Consider the following 20,867-nt stretch of genomic DNA (forward strand, 5'->3'; position numbering starts at 1 on the left):
CCGCGCCGTCGATGAAAACACCGCTCTGGTTTCCGCAAAGTTTCTTCGCCCGCACCCTGTGGCTGGTGTTGATCGTCGTCCTGTTCTCCAAGGCCTTGACCCTGGTCTACCTGCTGATGAACGAGGACGTGCTGGTCGACCGTCAGTACAGCCACGGTGTTGCGCTGACCCTGCGCGCCTATTGGGCGGCCGACGAAGAAAACCGCGACAAGATCGCCGAAGCGGCAGGCCTTATCCGGGTCACCGGCTCGGGCGTGCCCGAGGGTGAGCAGCACTGGCCCTACAGCGAAATCTACCAACGGCAGATGCAGGCCGAGTTGGGCGAAGACACCGAGGTACGGCTGCGCATTCATGCGCCGCCGGCGTTGTGGGTCAATGCGCCAAGCCTGGGCCCGGGTTGGTTGAAGGTACCGCTGTACCCGCACCCGCTGCGTGGGCAGAAGATCTGGAACGTGCTGGGTTGGTTCCTGGCCATCGGCCTGTTGTCCACAGCTTCGGCCTGGATCTTCGTGCGCCAGCTGAACCAGCCGCTCAAACGCCTGGTTTTCGCCGCCCGGCAGCTGGGCCAGGGGCGCAGCGTGCGCCTGCCGATCAGCGACACGCCCAGCGAGATGACCGAGGTGTACAAGGCCTTCAACCAGATGGCCGAGGATGTCGAGCAGGCCGGGCGCGAGCGCGAGCTGATGCTGGCCGGGGTTTCCCACGACCTGCGCACACCGCTGACGCGCCTGCGCCTGTCGCTGTCGTTGCTGGACAGCGACAGCGAACTGAGTGACGACATGGTCCGCGATATCGAGGACATGGACGCGATCCTCGACCAGTTCCTGGCCTTTATCCGCGATGGCCGTGACGAGCCGGTTGAGGAGGTCGACCTGGCCGACCTGGTGCGCGAAGTGGTGGCACCGTACAACCAGCCGGAAGAACGGGTGCGGCTGTGCCTGGAGCCGATCCCACCGTTCCCGCTGCGCCGGGTTTCGCTCAAGCGCATGCTGGGCAACCTGATCGGCAATGCCCTGCACCACGCCGGCAAGGGGGTCGAGGTGGCCGCCTATGTGTCGGGCGACGAGAGTGCGCCGTATGTGGTGCTGAGCGTGCTGGACCGCGGGACGGGGATCGACGAGTCGGAGCTGGAGACCATCTTCAACCCGTTCATTCGTGGTGACCGGGCCCGGGGTGGCAAGGGCACCGGGCTGGGGCTGGCGATCGTCAAGCGGATTGCGGCGCAGCATGGTGGGAATGTGGAACTGCGCAATCGCTCTGGTGGCGGGATCGAGGCGCGGGTACGGTTGCCTTTGGGGCTGTTGCTGCCGCGTAATGCCGTGTGATTGCCGGGGCCGCTTTGCGGCCCTTTCGCGACACAAGGCCGCTCCTACAGGGCGCGCGATCCCTTGTAGGAGCAGCCTTGTGCTGCGAATGGGCTGCAAAGCAGCCCCAAAATCTCAGCCCTTACCCTTGGTCCGAGTCTGATTAGGCCCACCATTCTTCTCCAGATGCTCGATGATCATGGCGGCCACGTTCTTGCCGGTGGTCACTTCAATCCCCTCCAGGCCCGGCGACGAGTTCACCTCCATCACCAGCGGCCCGTGGTTGGAGCGCAGGATATCCACACCCGCCACACTCAAGCCCATCACCTTGGCCGCGCGAATGGCGGTCATGCGTTCTTCCGGGGTGATCTTGATCAGGCTGGCCACCCCACCGCGGTGCAGGTTGGAGCGGAATTCCCCCGGCTTGGCCTGGCGCTTCATCGACGCGATGACCTTGTCGCCGACCACGAAGCAGCGGATATCCGCGCCACCCGCTTCCTTGATGTATTCCTGCACCATGATGTTCTGCTTCAACCCCATGAACGCCTCGATCACCGATTCGGCGGCCTTGGTGGTTTCGCACAGCACCACGCCGATGCCCTGTGTACCTTCCAGCACCTTGATCACCAGCGGGGCGCCGTTGACCATCTGGATCAGGTCGGGGATGTCGTCCGGCGAGTGGGCGAAGCCGGTAATCGGCAGGCCGATGCCGCGCCGCGACAGCAGTTGCAGCGAGCGCAGCTTGTCGCGGGAGCGGGCTATCGCTACCGACTCGTTGAGTGGATACACGCCCATCATCTCGAACTGGCGCAGCACCGCGCAGCCATAGAAGGTCACCGAGGCACCGATGCGCGGGATCACCGCGTCGAAGCCTTCCAGCGGCTTGCCGCGGTAGTGGATCTGCGGCTTGTGGCTGGCAATGTTCATGTAGGCCCGCAGGGTATCGATCACCACCATTTCGTGGCCCCGCTGGGTACCGGCTTCGACCAGGCGGCGGGTGGAATACAGACGCGGATTGCGCGACAGCACAGCGATCTTCATGCAGCACCTGTGGCAGTAGAAAGGGTGGCCGGGAAGGCCGGTTTGTCTTGTACGTATTTGAGGCCAGGGTTGACCACCAGCTGGCCATGGATCAGGGCCTTGGAACCCAGCAACAGGCGATAACGCATGTTCTTGCGGCAGGCCAGGGTGAACTCCACCTCCCACACACCATCGCCCAGGGCCAGTGACGTGCGGATGACATAGCGGGTCTGGGCCTGGCCGTTGGAGCTCTTGATGGTTTTCATGGTCACCAGCGGTGCCTCGCAGCGGCGGTGGCGCAACTGCACCACCGAGCCCAGGTGTGCGGTGAAGCGGACCCAGGGCTGGCCGTCGCGCTCGAACGGTTCCACCTCGGTGGCGTGCAGGCTGGAGGTGCTGGCGCCAGTGTCGATCTTGGCGCGCAGCCCGGCCACGCCAAGGTCGGGCAGGGCGACCCACTCGCGCAGGCCGATCACAGTCAAATGGTCAAATGTCTTCACGAAACGCACCCTGCGGATGAGGTGGTGAACTGTAAGCACGGCGGGGATTTTTTGCATCCGATCGTTACGGTAGTACAGTTCGATGAAACACAGCGTTCGAGGTAACGGGATGGCACAAAAAGCCGAAGACGACGACAAGGTCCGCCTGGACAAATGGCTGTGGGCGGCACGCTTCTACAAGACCCGCGCGCTGGCCAAGGCGGCGATCGAGAGCGGTAAGGTGCATTGCCGGGGTGAGCGCTGCAAGCCGGGCAAGGAGCCGCGGGTGGGTGACGAGTTCGTGCTGCGCACCGGGTTCGACGAGCGCACCGTGGTGGTGAAGGCTCTGTCGGTAGTACGGCGTGGGGCGCCAGAGGCGCAGACGTTGTACGAAGAGACCGAGGACAGCGTGCGCCGGCGTGAGCAGGCGGCGGAACTGCGCAAGGCCGGGGCGATGGGCGTGACCACTGATGGGCGGCCGACCAAGAAGCAGCGGCGGCAGATTCACCAATTGCATGGGAGCTTCGAATAGCCGGGGCCGCTTTGCGGCCCATCGCCGGCAAGCCAGCTCCCACAGGTACTGCGCAAGCCTTGAAACTTGTGCAATCCCTGTAGGAGCGGCCTTGTGTCGCGATGGGCTACGCAGTAGCCCCAAGGATCTAGCGGGTCACCGCCAAGCGCCCGACCAACGGTAACTTGGCCGCGATCGCGAACAACGGCGCCGTCCAGCGCATCAGCACTGCACTCCCCTTGGCCGCCAGCGGCGTGTAGCAGCTCCAGCCCAACGCCAGCACTGCCATCAGCAGCCCGCCGATGTAGTCATCCTGCCCCCAGTGGGCACCGGCCACCAGGCGCGGCAACATGAACAACACCGCCATCCCCCAGACCACCAGATACTGCACCAGGCGGCGGCTGAACACGCTCATGAACAGCGCCCAGACCAGCAGCACCGAGGCATGATCCCCCGGGAAACTCTTGCTGGAACGGTCCTTGAGCTCCCAGGCCGCCTCCAGGTTCGGATAGTAGTCGCTGAGGTGCACCACCTCGTCGAACATCATCGAAGGGCTCTTGTGCTGCCAGCCGGCTGCATCCACCCACTTGGAAAACAGCGCGCGAATCACCACTAAGAGGATTAGCGTGACCAGGAAGCCGAAAAAGGCCTGGCGCACCTGGGTTGCCTTGAACACCCAGTCGCCACGGATAAGCACTGCCAGAAGGATCAGGCCGACGACGATGTCGAATGGGCGCAGGCTACCGACGGTCCAGATGTAGCGCCAGGTGGTGTTGTCGGCCAGCGGCGCATTCAGGCTGTGGAACAGCCACTCGTCGAAAGTCAGGCACAAGATCTGGCCAATGGGCCATAACCAGAAACACAGTAGAGCGATAGGAAGCAGCGTACAGGCTGCCAATGGCCCCCAGGACCACCTTGCTTGGAACAGTGGTCGATTATCCATAAAATACCTCTATTGCAAACAGGAATCGGAGCGCCTTGTGAGCGCTCTGTCACGGGGTTCTCGGATGTTTTTCGACAACCCTTGTAACCATTTTGTCATCATTTTCAGATAGCCAAAACCTATGAGCGACTTGCCTGATACCGATTTCACCCAACGTTTCATCTTCGACGAGCGCGATGTGCGCGGCGAGTGGGTGTCTCTCGATGACAGCTACGCCGCGGTGCTGGCGCGTCATGAGTACCCGCAGCCGGTGCAGGCACTGCTGGGCGAGCTGATGGCCGCCACCGCCTTGCTGGTGGGGGCGCTGAAGTTCGACGGCCTGCTGATTCTGCAGGCGCGTTCCGCAGGGCCGATCCCGCTGTTGATGGTGGAATGTTCCGGTGACCGGGACATCCGTGGCATGGCCCGCTACGAAGCGGACCAGATCCCGGCGGATGCGACCCTGTCGCAGCTGATGCCCGACGGCCACCTGACCCTGACCATCGATCCGGTCAAGGGCCAGCGCTACCAGGGCACCGTCGACCTCGACGGCGCCGACCTGTCGGAATGCTTCACCAACTACTTTGTGCAGTCACAGCAACTCAACACCCGCTTCTGGCTCAACGCCGTGGGTGGCAAGGCCCGTGGCTTGCTGCTGCAACAGTTGCCGCGCGATCGCCAGCCGGACGACGAAGAGCGCGAGGACAGCTGGCAGCATGTGGTAGCCCTTGCCAAGACGCTCAAGCCCGAAGAGTGGTCGGAAGACAACGAAACCCTGCTGCACCGCCTGTATCACGAAGATGCCGTGCGCCTGTTCGATATCCAGCCGCTGCGCTTCAATTGCAGCTGCTCGCGCGAACGATCCGGCAATGCGCTGGTCAGTTTGGGCGAGCACGATGCCAAGGCGCTGGTGGAAGAATGCGGCGGGCAGGTGGAGATCGATTGCCAGTTCTGCAACGAGCGCTATTTCTTCGACGCCAGCGATGTGGCGCAACTGTTTGCCGGTGGCGGCACTGACGTAGCCTCAGAAACTCGTCACTGAAACGTTTAACTACAGGACAATCTCCTGTCGAATTGCGCAAAAGCGCAGTTCTGACAGGAGGGGCCTACTTTTTTTGGGCGTTTCTGGCATAATCCGGCCACTTTTTTCGCTGTAGTAGTTTTTTCAAGACAACTACAAAACGTTTGGAGCACTCGGCCTCGGGCCGGATGGGGTATCTCATGACGCAAGCCAACAACACCGTGTACACCGACCTGAGCGTCGATGAGCTGGTAAAAGAAGCGCTGCAACGCGGTGAAGGCGTACTAGCCGATACTGGCGCACTGGTCGTGGAGACCGGTCACCGTACTGGCCGTTCGCCGGCTGACCGTTTCATCGTCGAAGAGCCTTCCACCCAGGACGCCATTTCCTGGGGCCCGATCAACCGCAAGTTCCCGGCCGACAAGTTCGATGCCCTGTGGGACCGCGTCGAGGCGTTCAACAACGCCCAGGATCACTTCGTTTCCTACGTTCACGTAGGGGCTGCCGCCGAGCACTACCTGCCGGTGAAGATGACCACCCAGACTGCCTGGCAGAACCTGTTCGGCCGTTGCCTGTTCATCAACCCGGAGCAGTACAACCCGGCTGGCCGTGGCGAGTGGCAGGTCCTCAACGTCGCCAACTTCGTGTGCGAGCCTGAGCGTGACGGCACCAACTCCGACGGTTGCGTGATCATCAACTTCGCCCAGAAGAAGGTGCTGATCGCTGGCATGCGCTACGCCGGCGAAATGAAGAAAGCCATGTTCTCGGTGCAGAACTTCCTGCTGCCGGCTGCCGACGTGCTGCCAATGCACTGCGCCGCCAACATCGGCGAAGCAGGCGATGTGACCCTGTTCTTCGGCCTGTCCGGCACCGGCAAGACCACCCTGTCGGCCGACGAAAGCCGTTACCTGATCGGTGACGACGAGCACGGCTGGGGCGAGGGCGTGGTCTTCAACATCGAAGGCGGCTGCTACGCCAAGTGCATCGACTTGTCCGAGAAGAACGAGCCGGTCATCTGGAAAGCCATCAAGCATGGCGCCGTGCTGGAAAACGTCGTACTCGACGCCAACAAGCACGCCGACTACACCGATGTCAGCCTGACCCAGAACAGCCGTGCGGCCTACCCGCTGGAGCACGTTGCCAAGCGTTCCGCAGCGAACCTGGGCGGCGAGCCGAACGCAGTCATCTTCCTGACCTGCGACCTGACTGGTGTTCTGCCTCCGGTTTCGATCCTGAACAACGAGCAGGCGGCCTACCACTTCCTGTCCGGCTACACCGCGCTGGTCGGTTCCACCGAAATGGGTTCGGGCAGCGGCATCAAGTCGACCTTCTCCACCTGCTTCGGCGCACCGTTCTTCCCGCGCCCGGCTGGCGAGTACGCCGAGCTGCTGATCAAGCGTATCAAGGGCTTCGACTCGAAGGTCTACCTGGTCAACACCGGCTGGACCGGCGGTGGCTACGGCGTTGGCAAGCGCTTCAGCATCCCGACCACCCGTGCCGTGATCGCTGCGATCCAGAGCGGCGCGCTGATCGGTGCCGAAACCGAGCACCTGGACATCATCAACCTGGACGTGCCGAAGGCCGTTCCGGGCGTTGATACCGAGCTGCTCAACCCGCGCACCAACTGGGCTGACAAGGCTGCCTACGACGAGGCCGCCAAAGGCCTGGCCAAGCTGTTCATCGAAAACTTCAAGAAGTTCGAAGTTTCCGACGCCATCAAGGCCGCTGGCCCGCAGCTGTAAGCTGCACCCGCCCGCAACGAGAAAGCCGCCCCTTGGGGCGGCTTTTTTGTTTTCTGATTCCCGGCGGGTGCAGTCTCTTGTAGGAGCGGCCTTGTGTCGCGATGGGCTGCAAAGCAGCCCCGGCAATTCAGGCATGGAAGCTGAAACCCCCGGGGCCGCGTTGCGGCCCATCGCGACACAAGGCCGCTCCTACAGAGGATCGCGACCCGCGAAGAGGCCGGCACAAGCAGCGGAAATCCGGTTTTTCTGTTTCACTGTCAGCATCCATTGCGAAGACAAGAGCCAGCCAGATGACCGAATCCCCTCAGCGCACTGCCTTCTCCCACTTCCACCCCATCCTCACCCGCCCCCAGGACAATGACCTGAACGGCCACATCGCCGGTGCCACCGTGCACGGCTTCTTCGAAACCGCCATCCAGGCGTTCCTCGTCGAACAGGCCGAACTGGACCTGCGTGACGGCGAGCTGGCGGCCTTCGTGGTCAGTTCGGCGGCGGATTTCTACGCGCTGCCCGGCTTCCCGGACGTGCTGGAAGTGGGGCTGGGGGTGGCACGCCTGGCGGGCAGTACGGTGGAGTACCGCCTGGCCCTGTTCCGCCCAGGCGAGCCGGAGGCGTGTGCGGCAGGCTCGGTGGTGCAGGTGTTCATCGAACGCGCCAATGGCCGGCCAGTGGCATTGCCAGAAGCGCTGCAGGTGATCCTGTCTGGCGTACTGCTGGAGCAGCAGGCATAAAAAAGCCCCGCTGGCAGGGGCGGGGCTTTGTTGCCGGGGCAAGGCCCTCAGGCGTTAGTCGCGCCAGTGGCGCTTGTGCTTGCGATGGCCGTAGTGGTGGCCACGGTCCCAGTGGCGGCGGTCGTCGTCATAGCCACGACGGTAGCGGCGGCCTTCGTGGTAATCGTCTCTGTCGGCCTCTTTACCCAGGTAGTTACCCAGTGCGCCACCGGCACCACCGCCGGCTGCTGCGCCAATGTAGCTACCGGTAGTGCCGCCCACGGAGCGGCCGACCACGTTACCGCCTGCTGCGCCCAGCGCGCCGCCGATAGCGGCTTCCCCACGTTGACGCTTGTCGGCACCCAAGGCACCGCCAGCCGCGCCGCCCAGGCCGGCACCAATGGCGCCGCCGGTGCTACCACCGATGGAGTTGCCCACCACGGAGCCCAGTACCCCACCCAATGCGCCGCCAATGCCGGCCTCGGTGGTGCCGCCTGCCATGGCAACGCCGCTGAGCAAGCTGAAAGACAACAACAGTATCGAGGAGTACTTCTTCATCAAGAGAGCCTCATAAGGATGACGAGGCGATTTTTGAGCCTTGCAGGCACGCCTGGCAACGGAAATCCGACGAGTAACACGAGTTGTACACAATTCTCTAACTTACTGTATTTACTGTGAAACTTTATCGTTTTTTCGCTGTCTGAGACCTTTATGACGAAGCCCTGAACCGCTATGGAACAGGGCTTTTTTGATTTTTGCGCAGGGGCTTCCGGCCTCTTCGCGGGTAAACCCGCTCCCACAGGGATACCACCGCTCTCAGTCCTTGAGTTGCCTCTGTGGGAGCGGGTTTACCCGCGAAGAGGCCAACACCATTCCTACAGGATGCGCCCGTCGTCCCGCGCCCGCTCCAGCTTGATGGCGATGAACTTCGACGTTGGCGTATGGCTGCCGTCGCCAATGCTTTCCAGCGGCACCAGCGGGTTCACCTCCGGGTAGTACGCCGCCGCCTGCCCGGCCGGGATGTCGAAGGCCAGCAGGGTGAAGCCGTGCACACGGCGCACATGCTCATCCCCCCACAACGACACGATGTCGACCTGCTGCCCCGGCTGGAAGCCCAGGCGGATGATGTCGGCTTCGTTGGCGAACAGCACCTCGCGCTGGCCACGCACGCCGCGGTAGCGGTCGTCCAGGCCGTAGATGGTGGTGTTGTACTGATCGTGCGAGCGCATCGACTGCATGATCAGGTCAGGCACCTGCCCGCTGGCGCGTACACGCTCGTCGAGCAGCGTGTCGGGCAGCAGGTTGGCCTTGAAGTTGGCGCGGCCGGTGCTGGTATTCCATTCGCGGCTGGCAGCGCTGTTGCCCAGGTAGAAACCGCCCGGCTCGCGCAGGCGCTGGTTGAAGCCGCTGAAGCCGGCGATGGTGTCGCCGATCAGCTCGCGGATACGGTCGTAGTCAGCCACCAGCCAGTGCCAGTCCACGGGCTTCTTGCCCAGGGTGGCGGCGGCAATACCGGCGATGACCGCCGGCTCCGAGCGCATCTGCGTCGAAAGCGGCTTGAGCTGGCCATTGGAGGCGTGGACCATGCTGAACGAGTCCTCTACCGTTACCGCCTGTGGCCCTTCTGCCTGCAGGTCGATGTCGGTGCGCCCCAGGCACGGCAGGATCAGTGCCTGCTTGCCGTGCACCAGGTGGCTGCGGTTGAGCTTGGTGCTGATGTGCACGGTCAGCTCGCAGTTGCGCAGTGCCTGGGCGGTGCGCTCGGTGTCCGGCGTTGCCTGGGCGAAGTTGCCGCCCAGGCCGATGAATACCTTGGCCCGGCCGTCGAGCATGGCGTGGATCGCCTCGACGGTGTTGTGGCCATTGTGCCGGGGCACGGGGAAGCCGAAGCGCTGCTCGATGGCGTCCAGCAGGGCCACCGGCGGGCGCTCGTTGATGCCCATGGTGCGGTCACCCTGCACGTTGCTGTGACCACGCACCGGGCACAGGCCTGCGCCTGGCGCGCCGATATTGCCGCGCAGCATTTGCAGGTTGACGATTTCCTGGATGGTCGGCACCGAGTGGCGGTGCTGGGTAATGCCCATCGCCCAGCACATGATCACCCGCTTGCCACGGCAGTACATGCGCGCGGCCAGTTCGATGTCGGCCAGCGCCAGGCCGGACTGGGCCTGGATGTGCTCCCACGAGGTGGCATCCACTACCGCCAGGTAGTCGTCGACGCCATGGCCATGTTCGGCGATGAAGGCGTGGTCGAAGACTGCCGGTTCGCCGTTGGCCTGGGCTTCGCGTTCCCATTGCAGGACGAACTTGGCCATGCCGCGCAGCAGCGCCATGTCGCCGCCCAGGGCCGGGCGGAAGAATGCGGTGTTGGTCGGTCGGTCGCTGTTGGTCAGCATTTCCAGCGGGTTCTGCGGGTGCTGGAAGCGCTCCAGGCCACGCTCCTTGAGCGGGTTGATGCACACCACCTGGGCACCGCGCTTTACCGCATCGCGCAGCGGGTCGAGCATGCGCGGGTGGTTGGTACCGGGGTTCTGGCCCCAGACGAAAATCGCGTCGGCGTGCTCGAAGTCGTCGAAGGTGACGGTGCCCTTGCCGACCCCGACGCTTTGCCCCAGGGCCACGCCGCTGGCCTCGTGGCACATGTTCGAGCAGTCGGGGAAGTTGTTGGTGCCGTAGGCCCGCACGAACAGCTGGTACAGGTACGCCGCTTCGTTGCTGGCGCGCCCCGAAGTGTAGAACTCGGCCTGGTCAGGGCTGGCCAGCTTGTTCAGTTCGCGGGCGATCAGGGTGAAGGCGGCGTCCCAACTGATCGGCTGGTAGCGGTCGCTGGACGCGTCATAGACCATCGGCTCGGTCAGGCGCCCCTGGTACTCCAGCCAGTAGTCGCTCTGCTGCAGTAGCGAAGTGACGCTGTAGCGGGTGAAAAAGGCGGCATCGACGCGGCGCTTGGTCGCCTCCCAGTTCACTGCCTTGGCACCGTTCTCGCAGAACTTGACCATGCCGCTTTCCGGCGAGTCGCCCCAGGCGCAGCCGGGGCAATCGAAGCCGCCGTTCTGGTTGGTCTTGAGCAGCGCGCGAATGTTCTTCAGCGCGTTATCGCTGCCAACCCAGGCCTTGGCCACGCTGCGCAGCGCGCCCCAGCCACCGGCGGGGCCGTGGTAGGGCTTGTAGCGAGGGGAGGAGGCTGGGGCGTTGTCCGGGAGGTGCTGGTACGAGGTCACGACTGTTACGACTCCGCCGCTGGGCTGTAGACCCGCGGTGCGCTGTGCTTGGGCAGATGGATAAGGTTGAGGTTGTGCTTGCGCGCCCATTGCAGGGCAAGGCCGGTGGGCGCCGACAGGCTGACCAGGGTCTGGATACCGGCCCGCAGCACCTTCTGGATCAGCTCCAGGCTGCAGCGGCTGGTGACGATGGCCAGGCCACCCTGGCTGTCGATGCCTTGGCGCAGCAAGGCGCCGATCAGCTTGTCGAGGGCGTTGTGCCGGCCGATGTCTTCGCGGCCGAGCAGCAGTTCGCCGTGGCGGTCCATGAACAGCGCCGCATGCACCGCGCCGCAGTGCTGGCCCAGAGGCTGGAAGGCATCGATGCGCTCACGCAGGCCGACCAGCCATTGCGCTGGTGGCAAGGGTGCGCCAGGCAACTTGGCCAGCTCTGGCAGTGCCTGCTCCAGTGCTTCGACCCCGCACAGGCCGCAACCACTGGTGCCGGCCAGCTGGCGGCGCTGGTTTTTCAGGTTCCAGAACGCACGGCTGGAAATCTCCAGGTCGGCATACATTGCCGAGCCGCTGCCGGAGAGTTTCAGGTCGTAGATTTCCGTGGTGCCTTCCACTATGCCGCTGCCGACACTGAAGCCGACTGCGAAGTCTTCCAGGTCGGTTGGGCTGACCAGCATCACCGCCTGGTTCAGGCCGTTGTAGACAATGGCCAGGGCCACTTCTTCGGCCAGGGGCGTGCTGTCGCGTCTGGCGTCATTGAGCTGGACGTAATCGTAGGTGTTGCTGGCGGCGGGCATGGTCAAGGGCGATGAGGCCGCGCAGACCGGAGGTTTGCTGTTCATCGGGGCTGACTTTTCATCGGGGCTATCGGCAGCTTTCAGATAGCACAAGCCTAGGCGTGCGGGCTGGCGGCGTCTAATCGCTAGGGTCTATGCCTTGATAGACCGCGTCGATTGGTCGCATGGGGGCGCCAGGGGAAAAGCTGGCCTAGACTGCTGTGTCCGAGGTTTCGTCAACAAGGAGAGCGCTATGAGCTTGTTCAGTTTCGTCAAGGAAGCGGGCGAGAAGTTGATCGACCTGCTGACCCCCGGCAATGCCAATGCCGAAGAGCAGCTGAAGAAACACGTGGAAAGTGTCGGCCTGGGCAACCCGAATATCACGGCCACTGTAGAGGGAGACACGATCATCCTCAAGGGTGAGGTGGCCAGCCAGGAGGAGAAGGAGAAGATCATCCTGGCGGCGGGCAACGTCGCTGGCGTGGCCAGTGTCGATGACCAGATCACCGTGACCGGACCGGTGGCCCAGGCCGCGCGGTTCGTGACGGTGGAGAAGGGTGATACGTTGAGCGCCATTTCGAAGAAGGTGTATGGCGACCCCAACAAGTATCAGAAGATCTTCGAGGCCAACAAACCGATGCTCAAGCACCCGGACAAGATCTATCCGGGGCAGGTGTTGCGTATTCCTGACTGATATCTGCAGCCTGTACCGGCCTCTTCGCGGGTAAACCCGCTCCCACAGGGATCGCACACAGTTCAGACCTGTGGTGATCCTGTGGGAGCAGGTTTACCCGCGAAAGGGCCTTCACAGGCCTACCAATAATTCCCGGTAATCCTCGACCGCCGCAAACTCCTCGGTATCCCGCGGCCCTGCCTGGCTATCCGGCTGGCGTACCGCCAGCAGATGCCCCACGCCAAACCGTCGCGCACTGCGCAGGATCGCCAGAGTGTCATCGATGAACAGGCTGCGCTCCGGTTCAAAGCCGATGTCCGCCTGCAATGCGTCCCAGAACTGCGGGCTTTCCTTCGGGTAGCCGTAGTCATGCGAGCTGATCAGCCGTTCGAAATACGGCGCCAGCTCCACCCGCTCCAGCTTCAGCGACAGCGAATCCCGGTGCGCATTGGTGATCATCACCACGCGCTTGCCCGCGTCGCGGATCGCGGCAAGGAAAGTATCGGCATCCGGGCGCAGGGCAATCAGGTCGGCGATTTCCTGTTTCAGCTCGCGGATCGGCAGCCGCAGTTCGCGGCTCCAGAAGTCCAGGCAATACCAGTTCAGCGTGCCGGCATTGCGTTCGAACAGCGGCTGCAGCTCCATTTCCGCCATGGCCCGGCTCACCCCGTGCAGCTCGGCATAGCGCTGGGGCAGGTGGTCCAGCCAGAAGCGGTTGTCGTAATGCAGGTCGAGCAGGGTGCCATCCATGTCCAGCAGGACGGTATCGATGGCGGACCAGGGAAGAACAGGCATGGGAAACTCTCGATCAGTCGGCAAGCCACGGTATAGTAACCCGTTCACGCCAAGGAGCCGCCCCATGCGCCAGAAACCCACCGTCCTCAGCCGCGAAATCGTCGCCAGCAGCCGCCTGTTTCGCGTCGAAGCCGTGCAATTGCGCTTCAGCAATGGCAACGAGCGTACCTACGAGCGCCTGGTGGGCCGGGGTAATGGCTACGGCGCGGTGATGATCGTGGCCATGCTCGATGCCGAGCACGCGGTGCTGGTGGAGGAATACTGCGGCGGCACCGACGAATACGAGCTGTCGTTGCCCAAAGGCCTGATCGAGCCGGGCGAGGACGTGCTGGCGGCAGCCGACCGGGAGCTCAAGGAAGAAGCCGGTTATGGCGCGCGCCAGCTGGAGCACCTGACCGAGCTGTCGCTGTCGCCGGGCTACATGAGCCAGAAGATCCAGGTGGTGCTGGCCAGCGACCTTTACGAGGAGCGCCTGGAGGGCGACGAGCCGGAGCCGATGCGGGTCGACAAGGTCAACCTGCGCGAACTTTCGGCCCTGGCCATGCACCCGCAGTTCACCGAGGGGCGTGCCCTGGCGGCGTTGTACCTGGCGCGTGACCTGCTGATTCAGCGGGGGCTGCTGGAAGCATGAACGACCTGCAATTGATGCACGAAGTGGTCAAGCTGGCCCTGTTGGCGGGCGAAGCGATCTTGCCGTTCTGGCGCGCCGATGTGGCCGTGACCAACAAGGCCGACGATTCGCCGGTCACCGCCGCCGACCTGGCGGCGCACCGGGTGATTGCCGATGGCCTGCTGGCGCTGGCGCCGCAGATCCCGGTGCTGTCAGAAGAGGACTGCAACATTCCGCTGGCCGAGCGTCAGGGCTGGAGCCGCTGGTGGCTGGTCGACCCGCTGGACGGCACCAAGGAATTCATTGCCGGCAGCGAAGAGTTCACGGTCAACATCGCCCTGGTCGAAAACGGCGAGGTGGTGTTTGGCGTGGTTTCCATGCCGACCAACGGGCGCTGCTACTTCGGTGGTCGCGGGTTGGGCGCTTGGCGTGCGGAAGTGGGTGAGGTCGCCCAGGCGATCCAGGTACGCAACGCGCCGCCGGCGGGTGGGCGTTTCACCGTGGTTGCCAGCCGTCGCCATTCCAGCCCGGAACAGGAAGCCTTGTTGACCGGGTTGGGGGCTGCGGTGGGTGAGCTGGAGCTGGCCAATATCGGCAGTTCGCTGAAGTTCTGCCTGTTGGCCGAGGGTAGCGCCGATTGCTATCCACGCCTGGCACCGACCTCGCAGTGGGATACCGCGGCGGCGCAGGGCGTGGTGGAAGGGGCTGGTGGGGAGGTAATCGGGCTGGATGGCTTGCCGTTCCGGTACCCGGCGCGGGAGTCGTTGCTCAACCCGCATTTCCTGGCGTTGCCGGCAAATGCTGCGTGGCGCCAAGCCTTCCTGAGCCTGATCTGCCAGGCGGACATGATCGTGTAGGAGCGGCCTTGTGTCGCGATCGGGCCGCAGCGCGGCCCCAGGGTTTCAGCATTGCCGCATTAATTGCCGGGGCCGCTTCGCGGCCCGATCGCGACACAAGGCCGCTCCTACAGGAGTCGCGACAGTCCATTGGTTTCAGCGGTGCAGCACGTACTGGCCGCTGAAGGTAACAGCAGGCTCGTCACTACCGGCATTGCTCACCGTGGTCTCCAGCGTCAACCGTGCCCGCCCGCGGCGCTGGTACATGGTCAAGAACCGCTCCCAGGTCTTTTCATCCGGCGCCGCACAGCGGGCCACCGCCGCCCCGGTAACCGGCAGCGGATAACTGATCTGCCCTTCCTGGATGACGATATGCCCGTCATCGATCCCCAGCTCGCGCAGGCGCAGGTGCAGCCAGCCCCAACCCACCAGCACCGCGGCGCAGTAGAGGCTGCCGCCGAACATGGTGCTTTTGTGGTTGACGTTGGCCGCCAGCGGCAATTGCAGGCGCAGGGTGTGCTGCTGCCAATCGAGCACTTCCAGGCCCATTTCGCGGGTCAGGGGGATGTCGCCGTGCAGGACGGACTGCAAGTACTGGCTATCGGTGTTCATTAACGGTTGTCCTCTTGATCGTCATGCCCGCCGCTACCGCCGTCGAAGCTCAAGCCATGCTTGCGCAGCTTGTCGTGCAGGGTCTTGCGGGGGATACCCAGCGCCTCGGCCAGGCTGCGCATGGAGCTATGTGGCTGGGCCAGTTCGGCAGCGATCAGCGAGCGTTCGAACTGCTCGACCTGTTCGCTGAGGTTGCCGCTCGGCATCGGTACCGCAGGCATTGCCGCAGGTGGCGCCTGGCCGTCCAGGGCCAGTTCCAGGCCAAGGGCGAAACGTTCGGCGGCGTTCTGCAGCTCGCGTACGTTACCGGGCCAGTCGTGACGCAGCAGCATGGCGCGCTGGGCCGGCTGCAGGGCGTGTGGCGGCAGGCCATGGCGCTGGCTGGCGGCGTCGGCGAAGTGCTGGAACAGCACCAGGATGTCATCGCCGCGTTCGCGCAGCGGTGGAATACGCAGCGGCGCCACGTTCAGGCGGTAATACAGGTCGGCGCGGAAACGCCCCTGGTCGGCCGACTGGCGCAGATCCTCCTTGGTCGCGGCGATGATGCGGATGTCCAGCGGGATCAGCTGGTTGCCACCCAGGCGCTCGACCACCCGTTCCTGCAACATGCGCAGCAGTTTCACCTGCACATCCAGGCTCATGCTCTCGATTTCGTCGAGGAACAGCGTGCCACCGTTGGCGAACTCGAACTTGCCGATGCGGCGTTTCTGCGCGCCGGTGAACGCCCCGGGCTCATGGCCGAACAGCTCGCTTTCGACCACCGACTCGGCCAGTGCGCCGGCGTTGATCGCCACGAATGGCCCGTCGCGGCGGCTGGACAGGTCGTGCAGGGCGCGGGCCACCACCTCTTTGCCGGCACCGGTCTCACCCAGGATCAGCACATCGGCGCGAGTGCCGGCCAGGGCGCCGATCTGCTCGCGCAGGCGCTGCATGGACGGCGACTGGCCCACCAGGCGGGTGGCCAGTTGCTGGCGATCGCTCAGGGCCAGGCGCAAGCTGCGGTTGTCCAGCACCAGACGGCGCAGGGCCAGGGCGCGGCGCACGCTGTCCAGCAGGGCATCGCTGGCAAAGGGTTTTTCCAGGAAGTCGTAGGCGCCGGCGCGCATCGCCTGCACCGCCAACGGCACATCGCCGTGGCCGGTGATCAGCAGCACCGGCAGTTCATTGTCACGGCCGTGCAGTTGTTCCAGCAACTGCAGGCCATCGATGCCCGGCATGCGGATGTCGCTGACCACCACCCCGGGCCAGTCGGCTTCGATGCGTTCGGCCAGGCCCTGGGCATCGGCCAGGGCGACCACCTTGAGCCCGGCCAGGTCCAGGGTCTGGCTCAGGGCCTGGCGCAGGTGCGGGTCATCATCGACCAGGATGACCTGGGCTCGGCTGTCGATCAGTGTCTCGGTGGTCATGCCGAGGGGTCCTCCGAATTGGGCAAAGTAGCGCCAGGCGCGGCCACACGCAGCTGCAGGGTCAGCAGTGCGCCACCTTCCGGGTGGTTGGCCAGCAGCAGTTCACCGCCCAGGGCGCGCATCAGGCTTTCGCAGATGGCCAGGCCCAGGCCCAGGCCCTGGGTGCGGGTCTTGGTGGTGAAGAACGGCTCCTTGGCGTGCTCCAGGGCCTGGCGGCTGAAACCGGGGCCGTTGTCGCGAATGTACAGGTAGACGCAGTCATCGCGCTGCTCGGCACTTAGCCACAGGCGGCGCGGGTTGGCCTTTTCGGTCAGGGCATCGAGGGCATTGGCCAGCAGGTTGCCGAGCACCTGGCGCAGGCGGGTCTCGCCGGCCTGTACCCACAAGGTGGCTTCCGGCAGGTCGCGGATCAGCTCGACGGCCATCGCCCGGCGGCGCTTGGCCAGCAGCGCCAGGGCATCGTCCAGGGCCGGCTGCAGGGCCACGCTCTCCGGGGCATGGCGGTCACGACGGGCGAAGGCGCGCAGGTGGGCGATGATCGAGGCCATGCGCCCGGTCAGCTCGCCGATCAGCTTGAGGTTGCCGCGGGCGTCTTCGGTACGCTGGTGGTCGAGCAGGATCTCGGCGTTTTCCGCGTAGCTGCGGATGGCGGCCAGCGGCTGGTTGAGTTCGTGGCTGATGCTGGCTGACATGGTGCCGAGCACCGACAGCTTGCCGGCCTGCACCAGTTCGTCCTGAGCGCGCACAGCCTCCTGTTGGGCGTTCTCGCGCTCCAGTACGGCGCTCTTGAGCCGGGTGTTCAGGCCTTCGAGGTCGGCGGTGCGCTCGGCCACGCGTTTTTCCAGTTCCTGGCGGCCACGTGCCTCGAAGTCGATGCGGTCGATGTAGTGACGGCGCCGCTGCATCACCAGGCCGGCCAGCAGCATCAGCACCAGCAGGGTGCCAGCGCCGATGGCCATCACGGTTTGCACCGAACGGTCGACCAGCATGCGCGGGGCGAGGATGCTGACCTGCCAGCCGGTTTCCTTGATGTCGCGGGTCTGGCTGATCCAGGCATCCTGGTTCAGCACCAGCGGTTGCGGGGCCTGGGTCGGGTAGGGCTGGATGGCGATGATGGCCTGGCGCTCGGCCTCGGTCAGCGCGCGGGTCGCGCGGAAGCGCCAGTCGGGCCGCGAGGTCAGGATGACCACGCCATTGTGGTCGGTCAGCAACAGCTGCTCGGGGGTTCGGCCCCACAGGGTTTCGGTATGGTCGAGGTCGACCTTGACCACCAGTACGCCAACGATGCGTTCACGGTCTCGCACGGCGGCGGCGAAGAAGTAACCGCGCTTGGCCGATGTGGTGCCCTGGCCAAAGAAGCGCCCCAGGCGGCCGGCCATGGCTTCGTTGAAGTAGGGGCGGAAGGCGAAGTTGCGGCCGACGAAGCTGTCGCGCTTGTCCCAGTTGGAGGCGGCCAGGGTATTGCCGCTGACGTCCATCAGGTACATCACCTCGGCGCCAGTCTGCTGGACGATGTCCTTGAGCAGGCGGTTGGCATTGGTCACTGCTTCCAGGCGGAACGGGTCGGCCAGCACCCCGCGCAGCGCCGGCAGGTCGCCGAGTATCTGCGGCAAGGTTTCGTAGCGGTGCAGGGTACCGAGCAGGTTGGCGACGTACAGGTCGAGGGTCTGGCGGTTCTGCGAGGCCAGTTCTTCCTGGTAGTAACGTTCGGCCAGGTGATGCAGGGGCCACAGTAACGGGGCCAGGCACAGGGCCAACAGGGCCAGGCTGCGCCAGCGGGGACGGCGTGGGGGCGTGGGTTTTGCAATCATCACGTAAAGGCGCCAGAAAAGTCTGCCGCAATTATGCGCTAGTTAAGGCAGCAGTTCCGCCTCTGCCAGCGGCAGGCCGAGCTTGTCCTTGTCCGACAGCACCGGTGGCTGCTGCAGCCCCCAGTCGATGGCCAGCGTCGGGTCATCCCAGCGGATGCAGCGGTCGGCGCCCGGGTTGTAGTAGTCGGTGGTCTTGTAGAGAAACTCGGCCGACTCGCTTATCACTGCAAAGCCATGGGCGAAGCCGGGCGGAATCCACAACTGGCGATGATTGTCGGCCGACAGCTGCACCGCGACCCATTGGCCGAAGGTTGGCGAGCTCTTGCGCACGTCCACGGCAATATCACGGATTTCCCCCTGCACCACGCGCACCAGCTTGCCTTGGGTGTTTGCCACCTGGTAGTGCAGGCCACGCAGCACACCCTTGATGGAGCGCGAATGGTTGTCCTGGACGAACTCGACATTCACGCCGGTTTGCCGGGCGAACTCACGGGCGTTGAACGCCTCGAAGAAAAAACCACGGCTGTCACTAAAAATCTTTGGCTCGATGATCAGTACTTCAGGGATCGCGGTAGGGATGATGTTCATGGCGGTTCGCTGGCCCGTTCTGCTCATGTATTGACCCTAGCCGGTCTGGCCGTTTTTTCCGCCTTGGGCTTCAACGGCATTCACAAGGGCTGGCTATGGTAGAGGTCGTGCCGCTTTGGTTCTCGGCCAAGGTTGCGTATGTTTCGATTGTTATCGATTTACTAGCGGTATTCGTTCATAGATTTCCCGATTGTCGGGCTTCAAATATCGATATATATCGGTTATAAATTGACAAACGCCCCAGCACAGTCCGGCTCAGGGCCATCACAGAGGTTAACCATGAAAACCCTCAACTCCACTCCCCGTGCCGATGGTTTCCACATGCCCGCCGAGTGGGCCCCGCAAACCCAGGTGTGGATGGTCTGGCCGGAGCGCCCCGACAACTGGCGCCTGGGCGGCAAGCCGGCGCAGGCTGCCCATGTGACCCTGGCCAAGGCCATTGCCCGCTTCGAGCCGGTAACCGTCGCGGTTTCCGCTGGCCAGTACGAAAATGCTCGTCGTAAGCTCGACCAGCCGAACATCCGCGTGGTCGAGATCAGCAACGACGACGCCTGGGTGCGTGACACCGGCCCGACCTTCGTCATCAACGACCAGGGTGAAGTGCGTGGCGTGGACTGGGGCTTCAATGCCTGGGGCGGCTTTGACGGCGGCCTGTACGCACCGTGGAACCGCGACGAGGAGCTGGCGGCCAAGGTCCTGGAAATGGAGCGCTGCCAGCGCTACCACACCGAAGGTTTCGTGCTCGAGGGCGGCTCGATCCACGTGGACGGCGAAGGCACCGTGATCACCACCGAGGAGTGCCTGCTCAATCGCAACCGCAACCCGCACCTGAACCGCGAGCAGATCGAAGCGGTGCTGCGCGACCAGCTGGCGGTGGACACCGTGGTCTGGCTGCCGGATGGCCTGTACAACGACGAGACCGATGGCCACGTCGACAACTTCTGCTGTTACGTGCGCCCGGGCGAAGTGTTACTGGCCTGGACCGATGATTCCAACGACCCCAACTATGCACGCTGCCATGCCGCCATGGAGGTGCTGAAGAACACCCGCGATGCCAAGGGCCGTGAATTCATCGTGCACAAGATGCCAATCCCGGGTCCGCTGTTCGCCACCGCCGAAGAGTGTGCCGGTGTCGATCAGGTGGCCGGCAGCCAGGAGCGTGACCCGTCGGTGCGCCTGGCCGGCTCGTACGTGAACTTCCTGATCGTCAACGGCGGCATCATCGCGCCAAGCTTCGACGACCCGGCAGATGCCGAAGCCAGAGCGATTCTGGCGAAGATCTTCCCCGACCACGAGGTGGTGATGATCCCAGGTCGCGAGTTGTTGTTGGGCGGTGGCAACATCCACTGCCTGACCCAGCAGCAGCCGGCACCGGTCAAGCGTTGAGCGCACGTTGAATGAAGGGGCCCGTCAGATGACGGGCCTTTTTTGTTTCCGGGGCCGTCCGCAGGCCTGTGCTGGCATATGTTTTGTATTGTTTTCAGTCAGATAGCTCGGCCATGCCGCGCTCTCGGATCTGTAACAATCCTTACGTAGATTAGCCGCTCACGGGCCAGGGAGTACGTGTAGAGATGAACGCAGCAAGTGAGTCGGCTTTGCGCCCATCGGCAGTGAATCACCAATCGCTCAGGCTTGTGGCGAAGTGGTTGAAACACCATGGAAGCATCAGGGTCAGGACGACCGACCCACAACGTCTGCTTGCCGGACGATACCCCCAAGGGCTGATCAGCGAAGCAGAAATGCAGGCGCTGATGGCGGTGTGGCACTGATCGATTGCTTAAACCTGTGCTGGCCCCTTCGCGGCTAAAGCCGCTCCCACAGGTACCCCACTGGGCT

Annotated in this window: 21 protein-coding genes; 10 read left to right on the forward strand and 11 right to left on the reverse strand. The window is 63.9% G+C overall.

Features of this window, described 5'->3' with window-relative positions:
• The first annotated feature begins 11 nt into the window (after positions 1–11).
• Entirely contained in the window at positions 12–1,325 is a 1,314-nt protein-coding gene (locus ACGLHT_RS06570) for an ATP-binding protein (protein ID WP_013970454.1), read from the forward strand.
• A 114-nt stretch (positions 1,326–1,439) separates the two neighbouring features.
• Here the strand turns inward: ACGLHT_RS06570 and rimK are convergent, their stop codons facing one another.
• Entirely contained in the window at positions 1,440–2,345 is a 906-nt protein-coding gene (gene rimK, locus ACGLHT_RS06575; protein WP_013970455.1) for a 30S ribosomal protein S6--L-glutamate ligase, read from the reverse strand.
• Positions 2,342–2,824: an ATP-dependent zinc protease gene (locus ACGLHT_RS06580; protein ID WP_003257436.1), complete on the reverse strand. Its 483-nt coding sequence runs from the start codon at positions 2,822–2,824 to the stop codon at positions 2,342–2,344. The genes rimK and ACGLHT_RS06580 overlap by 4 nt, the downstream gene beginning before the upstream one ends.
• Before the next feature lie 109 nt (positions 2,825–2,933).
• On the opposite strand from ACGLHT_RS06580, the gene ACGLHT_RS06585 reads away from it, so the two are divergent.
• Positions 2,934–3,335 carry an RNA-binding S4 domain-containing protein gene (locus tag ACGLHT_RS06585; protein ID WP_013970457.1) on the forward strand — a complete coding sequence of 134 codons (402 nt, stop codon included), beginning with the start codon at positions 2,934–2,936 and terminating at the stop codon, positions 3,333–3,335.
• Positions 3,336–3,462: 127 nt separating this feature from the next.
• Here the strand turns inward: ACGLHT_RS06585 and ACGLHT_RS06590 are convergent, their stop codons facing one another.
• Positions 3,463–4,257 carry a phosphatase PAP2 family protein gene (locus ACGLHT_RS06590; protein ID WP_274078834.1) on the reverse strand — a complete coding sequence of 265 codons (795 nt, stop codon included), beginning with the start codon at positions 4,255–4,257 and terminating at the stop codon, positions 3,463–3,465.
• Positions 4,258–4,378: 121 nt separating this feature from the next.
• On the opposite strand from ACGLHT_RS06590, the gene hslO reads away from it, so the two are divergent.
• The 3 genes from hslO to ACGLHT_RS06605 all read left to right on the forward strand — a co-directional run bounded on the left by hslO (position 4,379) and on the right by ACGLHT_RS06605 (position 7,730).
• A complete protein-coding gene (gene hslO / locus ACGLHT_RS06595; RefSeq protein WP_137162774.1) occupies positions 4,379–5,278 on the forward strand; it encodes an Hsp33 family molecular chaperone HslO in 900 nt (299 codons plus the stop codon).
• A 179-nt stretch (positions 5,279–5,457) separates the two neighbouring features.
• Positions 5,458–6,999, forward strand: coding sequence for a phosphoenolpyruvate carboxykinase (locus ACGLHT_RS06600; RefSeq protein WP_061550685.1), 1,542 nt, complete (start codon positions 5,458–5,460; stop codon positions 6,997–6,999).
• A 290-nt stretch (positions 7,000–7,289) separates the two neighbouring features.
• Positions 7,290–7,730, forward strand: a complete 441-nt coding sequence (locus ACGLHT_RS06605) for a thioesterase family protein (protein ID WP_137162775.1) — start codon at positions 7,290–7,292, stop codon at positions 7,728–7,730.
• A 54-nt stretch (positions 7,731–7,784) separates the two neighbouring features.
• On the opposite strand, the gene ACGLHT_RS06610 is transcribed toward ACGLHT_RS06605, so the two are convergent.
• From ACGLHT_RS06610 to fdhD, 3 genes are all read right to left on the reverse strand, one after another.
• Positions 7,785–8,267 carry a glycine zipper domain-containing protein gene (locus ACGLHT_RS06610; RefSeq protein WP_085599970.1) on the reverse strand — a complete coding sequence of 161 codons (483 nt, stop codon included), beginning with the start codon at positions 8,265–8,267 and terminating at the stop codon, positions 7,785–7,787.
• 317 nt (positions 8,268–8,584) lie between these two features.
• The gene (locus ACGLHT_RS06615) at positions 8,585–10,930 is read right to left on the reverse strand and encodes an FdhF/YdeP family oxidoreductase (RefSeq protein WP_137162776.1); all 2,346 of its coding nucleotides are present in this window, start codon (positions 10,928–10,930) and stop codon (positions 8,585–8,587) included.
• Between the two features lie 5 nt (positions 10,931–10,935).
• Positions 10,936–11,766, reverse strand: coding sequence for a formate dehydrogenase accessory sulfurtransferase FdhD (gene fdhD / locus ACGLHT_RS06620; RefSeq protein WP_075044326.1), 831 nt, complete (start codon positions 11,764–11,766; stop codon positions 10,936–10,938).
• Between the two features lie 187 nt (positions 11,767–11,953).
• Here fdhD and lysM point away from each other — a divergent pair, with 187 nt between their 5' ends.
• On the forward strand, positions 11,954–12,394 hold the full coding sequence (gene lysM, locus ACGLHT_RS06625; protein WP_023661080.1) for a peptidoglycan-binding protein LysM: 441 nt from the start codon (positions 11,954–11,956) through the stop codon (positions 12,392–12,394).
• 111 nt (positions 12,395–12,505) lie between these two features.
• Here the strand turns inward: lysM and yrfG are convergent, their stop codons facing one another.
• Positions 12,506–13,168: a GMP/IMP nucleotidase gene (yrfG, locus tag ACGLHT_RS06630; protein WP_003257447.1), complete on the reverse strand. Its 663-nt coding sequence runs from the start codon at positions 13,166–13,168 to the stop codon at positions 12,506–12,508.
• A 64-nt stretch (positions 13,169–13,232) separates the two neighbouring features.
• Here yrfG and nudE point away from each other — a divergent pair, with 64 nt between their 5' ends.
• Positions 13,233–13,799 carry an ADP compounds hydrolase NudE gene (gene nudE, locus ACGLHT_RS06635; RefSeq protein ID WP_013970466.1) on the forward strand — a complete coding sequence of 189 codons (567 nt, stop codon included), beginning with the start codon at positions 13,233–13,235 and terminating at the stop codon, positions 13,797–13,799.
• Positions 13,796–14,635 (forward strand): 3'(2'),5'-bisphosphate nucleotidase CysQ, encoded by an 840-nt coding sequence (cysQ, locus tag ACGLHT_RS06640; protein ID WP_137162778.1) that lies wholly within the window; start codon positions 13,796–13,798, stop codon positions 14,633–14,635. The genes nudE and cysQ overlap by 4 nt, the downstream gene beginning before the upstream one ends.
• Positions 14,636–14,770: 135 nt before the next feature.
• Here cysQ and ACGLHT_RS06645 read toward each other — a convergent pair whose 3' ends face one another.
• From ACGLHT_RS06645 to rfbC, 4 genes are read right to left on the reverse strand one after another with little or no spacing between them, the layout of a single operon-like run.
• Entirely contained in the window at positions 14,771–15,226 is a 456-nt protein-coding gene (locus ACGLHT_RS06645; RefSeq protein ID WP_085664163.1) for a YiiD C-terminal domain-containing protein, read from the reverse strand.
• On the reverse strand, positions 15,226–16,632 hold the full coding sequence (locus ACGLHT_RS06650) for a sigma-54 dependent transcriptional regulator (RefSeq protein ID WP_025337340.1): 1,407 nt from the start codon (positions 16,630–16,632) through the stop codon (positions 15,226–15,228). Before ACGLHT_RS06650 ends, ACGLHT_RS06645 begins: the two co-directional genes overlap by 1 nt.
• The gene (locus ACGLHT_RS06655; protein WP_025337341.1) at positions 16,629–18,443 is read right to left on the reverse strand and encodes an ATP-binding protein; all 1,815 of its coding nucleotides are present in this window, start codon (positions 18,441–18,443) and stop codon (positions 16,629–16,631) included. Before ACGLHT_RS06655 ends, ACGLHT_RS06650 begins: the two co-directional genes overlap by 4 nt.
• A 42-nt stretch (positions 18,444–18,485) precedes the next feature.
• Positions 18,486–19,031 (reverse strand): dTDP-4-dehydrorhamnose 3,5-epimerase, encoded by a 546-nt coding sequence (gene rfbC, locus ACGLHT_RS06660; RefSeq protein WP_137162780.1) that lies wholly within the window; start codon positions 19,029–19,031, stop codon positions 18,486–18,488.
• 279 nt (positions 19,032–19,310) lie between these two features.
• On the opposite strand from rfbC, the gene aguA reads away from it, so the two are divergent.
• Positions 19,311–20,417, forward strand: a complete 1,107-nt coding sequence (gene aguA, locus ACGLHT_RS06665; protein WP_137162781.1) for an agmatine deiminase — start codon at positions 19,311–19,313, stop codon at positions 20,415–20,417.
• 185 nt (positions 20,418–20,602) lie between these two features.
• Positions 20,603–20,800: a hypothetical protein gene (locus ACGLHT_RS06670; protein WP_085618334.1), complete on the forward strand. Its 198-nt coding sequence runs from the start codon at positions 20,603–20,605 to the stop codon at positions 20,798–20,800.
• The last annotated feature ends 67 nt before the right edge of the window (positions 20,801–20,867 follow it).

Origin of the sequence: Pseudomonas sp. PsB (assembly GCF_043658375.1) — a bacterium.
Taxonomy (GTDB): domain Bacteria; phylum Pseudomonadota; class Gammaproteobacteria; order Pseudomonadales; family Pseudomonadaceae; genus Aquipseudomonas; species Aquipseudomonas putida_Z.

What these genes read in the sequence shown, in the direction of transcription:
- aguA (WP_137162781.1), top strand. Translation starts at nt 19,311, where the DNA reads ATGAAAACCCTCAACTCCACTCCCCGTGCCGATGGTTTCCACATGCCC.
- ACGLHT_RS06655 (WP_025337341.1), bottom strand. Translation starts at nt 18,443, where the DNA reads ATGATTGCAAAACCCACGCCCCCACGCCGTCCCCGCTGGCGCAGCCTG.
- ACGLHT_RS06645 (WP_085664163.1), bottom strand. Translation starts at nt 15,226, where the DNA reads ATGAACACCGATAGCCAGTACTTGCAGTCCGTCCTGCACGGCGACATC.
- rfbC (WP_137162780.1), bottom strand. Translation starts at nt 19,031, where the DNA reads ATGAACATCATCCCTACCGCGATCCCTGAAGTACTGATCATCGAGCCA.
- cysQ (WP_137162778.1), top strand. Translation starts at nt 13,796, where the DNA reads ATGAACGACCTGCAATTGATGCACGAAGTGGTCAAGCTGGCCCTGTTG.
- nudE (WP_013970466.1), top strand. Translation starts at nt 13,233, where the DNA reads ATGCGCCAGAAACCCACCGTCCTCAGCCGCGAAATCGTCGCCAGCAGC.
- ACGLHT_RS06605 (WP_137162775.1), top strand. Translation starts at nt 7,290, where the DNA reads ATGACCGAATCCCCTCAGCGCACTGCCTTCTCCCACTTCCACCCCATC.
- ACGLHT_RS06570 (WP_013970454.1), top strand. Translation starts at nt 12, where the DNA reads ATGAAAACACCGCTCTGGTTTCCGCAAAGTTTCTTCGCCCGCACCCTG.
- fdhD (WP_075044326.1), bottom strand. Translation starts at nt 11,766, where the DNA reads ATGAACAGCAAACCTCCGGTCTGCGCGGCCTCATCGCCCTTGACCATG.
- ACGLHT_RS06650 (WP_025337340.1), bottom strand. Translation starts at nt 16,632, where the DNA reads ATGACCACCGAGACACTGATCGACAGCCGAGCCCAGGTCATCCTGGTC.
- lysM (WP_023661080.1), top strand. Translation starts at nt 11,954, where the DNA reads ATGAGCTTGTTCAGTTTCGTCAAGGAAGCGGGCGAGAAGTTGATCGAC.
- yrfG (WP_003257447.1), bottom strand. Translation starts at nt 13,168, where the DNA reads ATGCCTGTTCTTCCCTGGTCCGCCATCGATACCGTCCTGCTGGACATG.
- ACGLHT_RS06670 (WP_085618334.1), top strand. Translation starts at nt 20,603, where the DNA reads ATGAACGCAGCAAGTGAGTCGGCTTTGCGCCCATCGGCAGTGAATCAC.
- ACGLHT_RS06585 (WP_013970457.1), top strand. Translation starts at nt 2,934, where the DNA reads ATGGCACAAAAAGCCGAAGACGACGACAAGGTCCGCCTGGACAAATGG.
- ACGLHT_RS06600 (WP_061550685.1), top strand. Translation starts at nt 5,458, where the DNA reads ATGACGCAAGCCAACAACACCGTGTACACCGACCTGAGCGTCGATGAG.
- ACGLHT_RS06610 (WP_085599970.1), bottom strand. Translation starts at nt 8,267, where the DNA reads ATGAAGAAGTACTCCTCGATACTGTTGTTGTCTTTCAGCTTGCTCAGC.
- ACGLHT_RS06590 (WP_274078834.1), bottom strand. Translation starts at nt 4,257, where the DNA reads ATGGATAATCGACCACTGTTCCAAGCAAGGTGGTCCTGGGGGCCATTG.
- rimK (WP_013970455.1), bottom strand. Translation starts at nt 2,345, where the DNA reads ATGAAGATCGCTGTGCTGTCGCGCAATCCGCGTCTGTATTCCACCCGC.
- hslO (WP_137162774.1), top strand. Translation starts at nt 4,379, where the DNA reads ATGAGCGACTTGCCTGATACCGATTTCACCCAACGTTTCATCTTCGAC.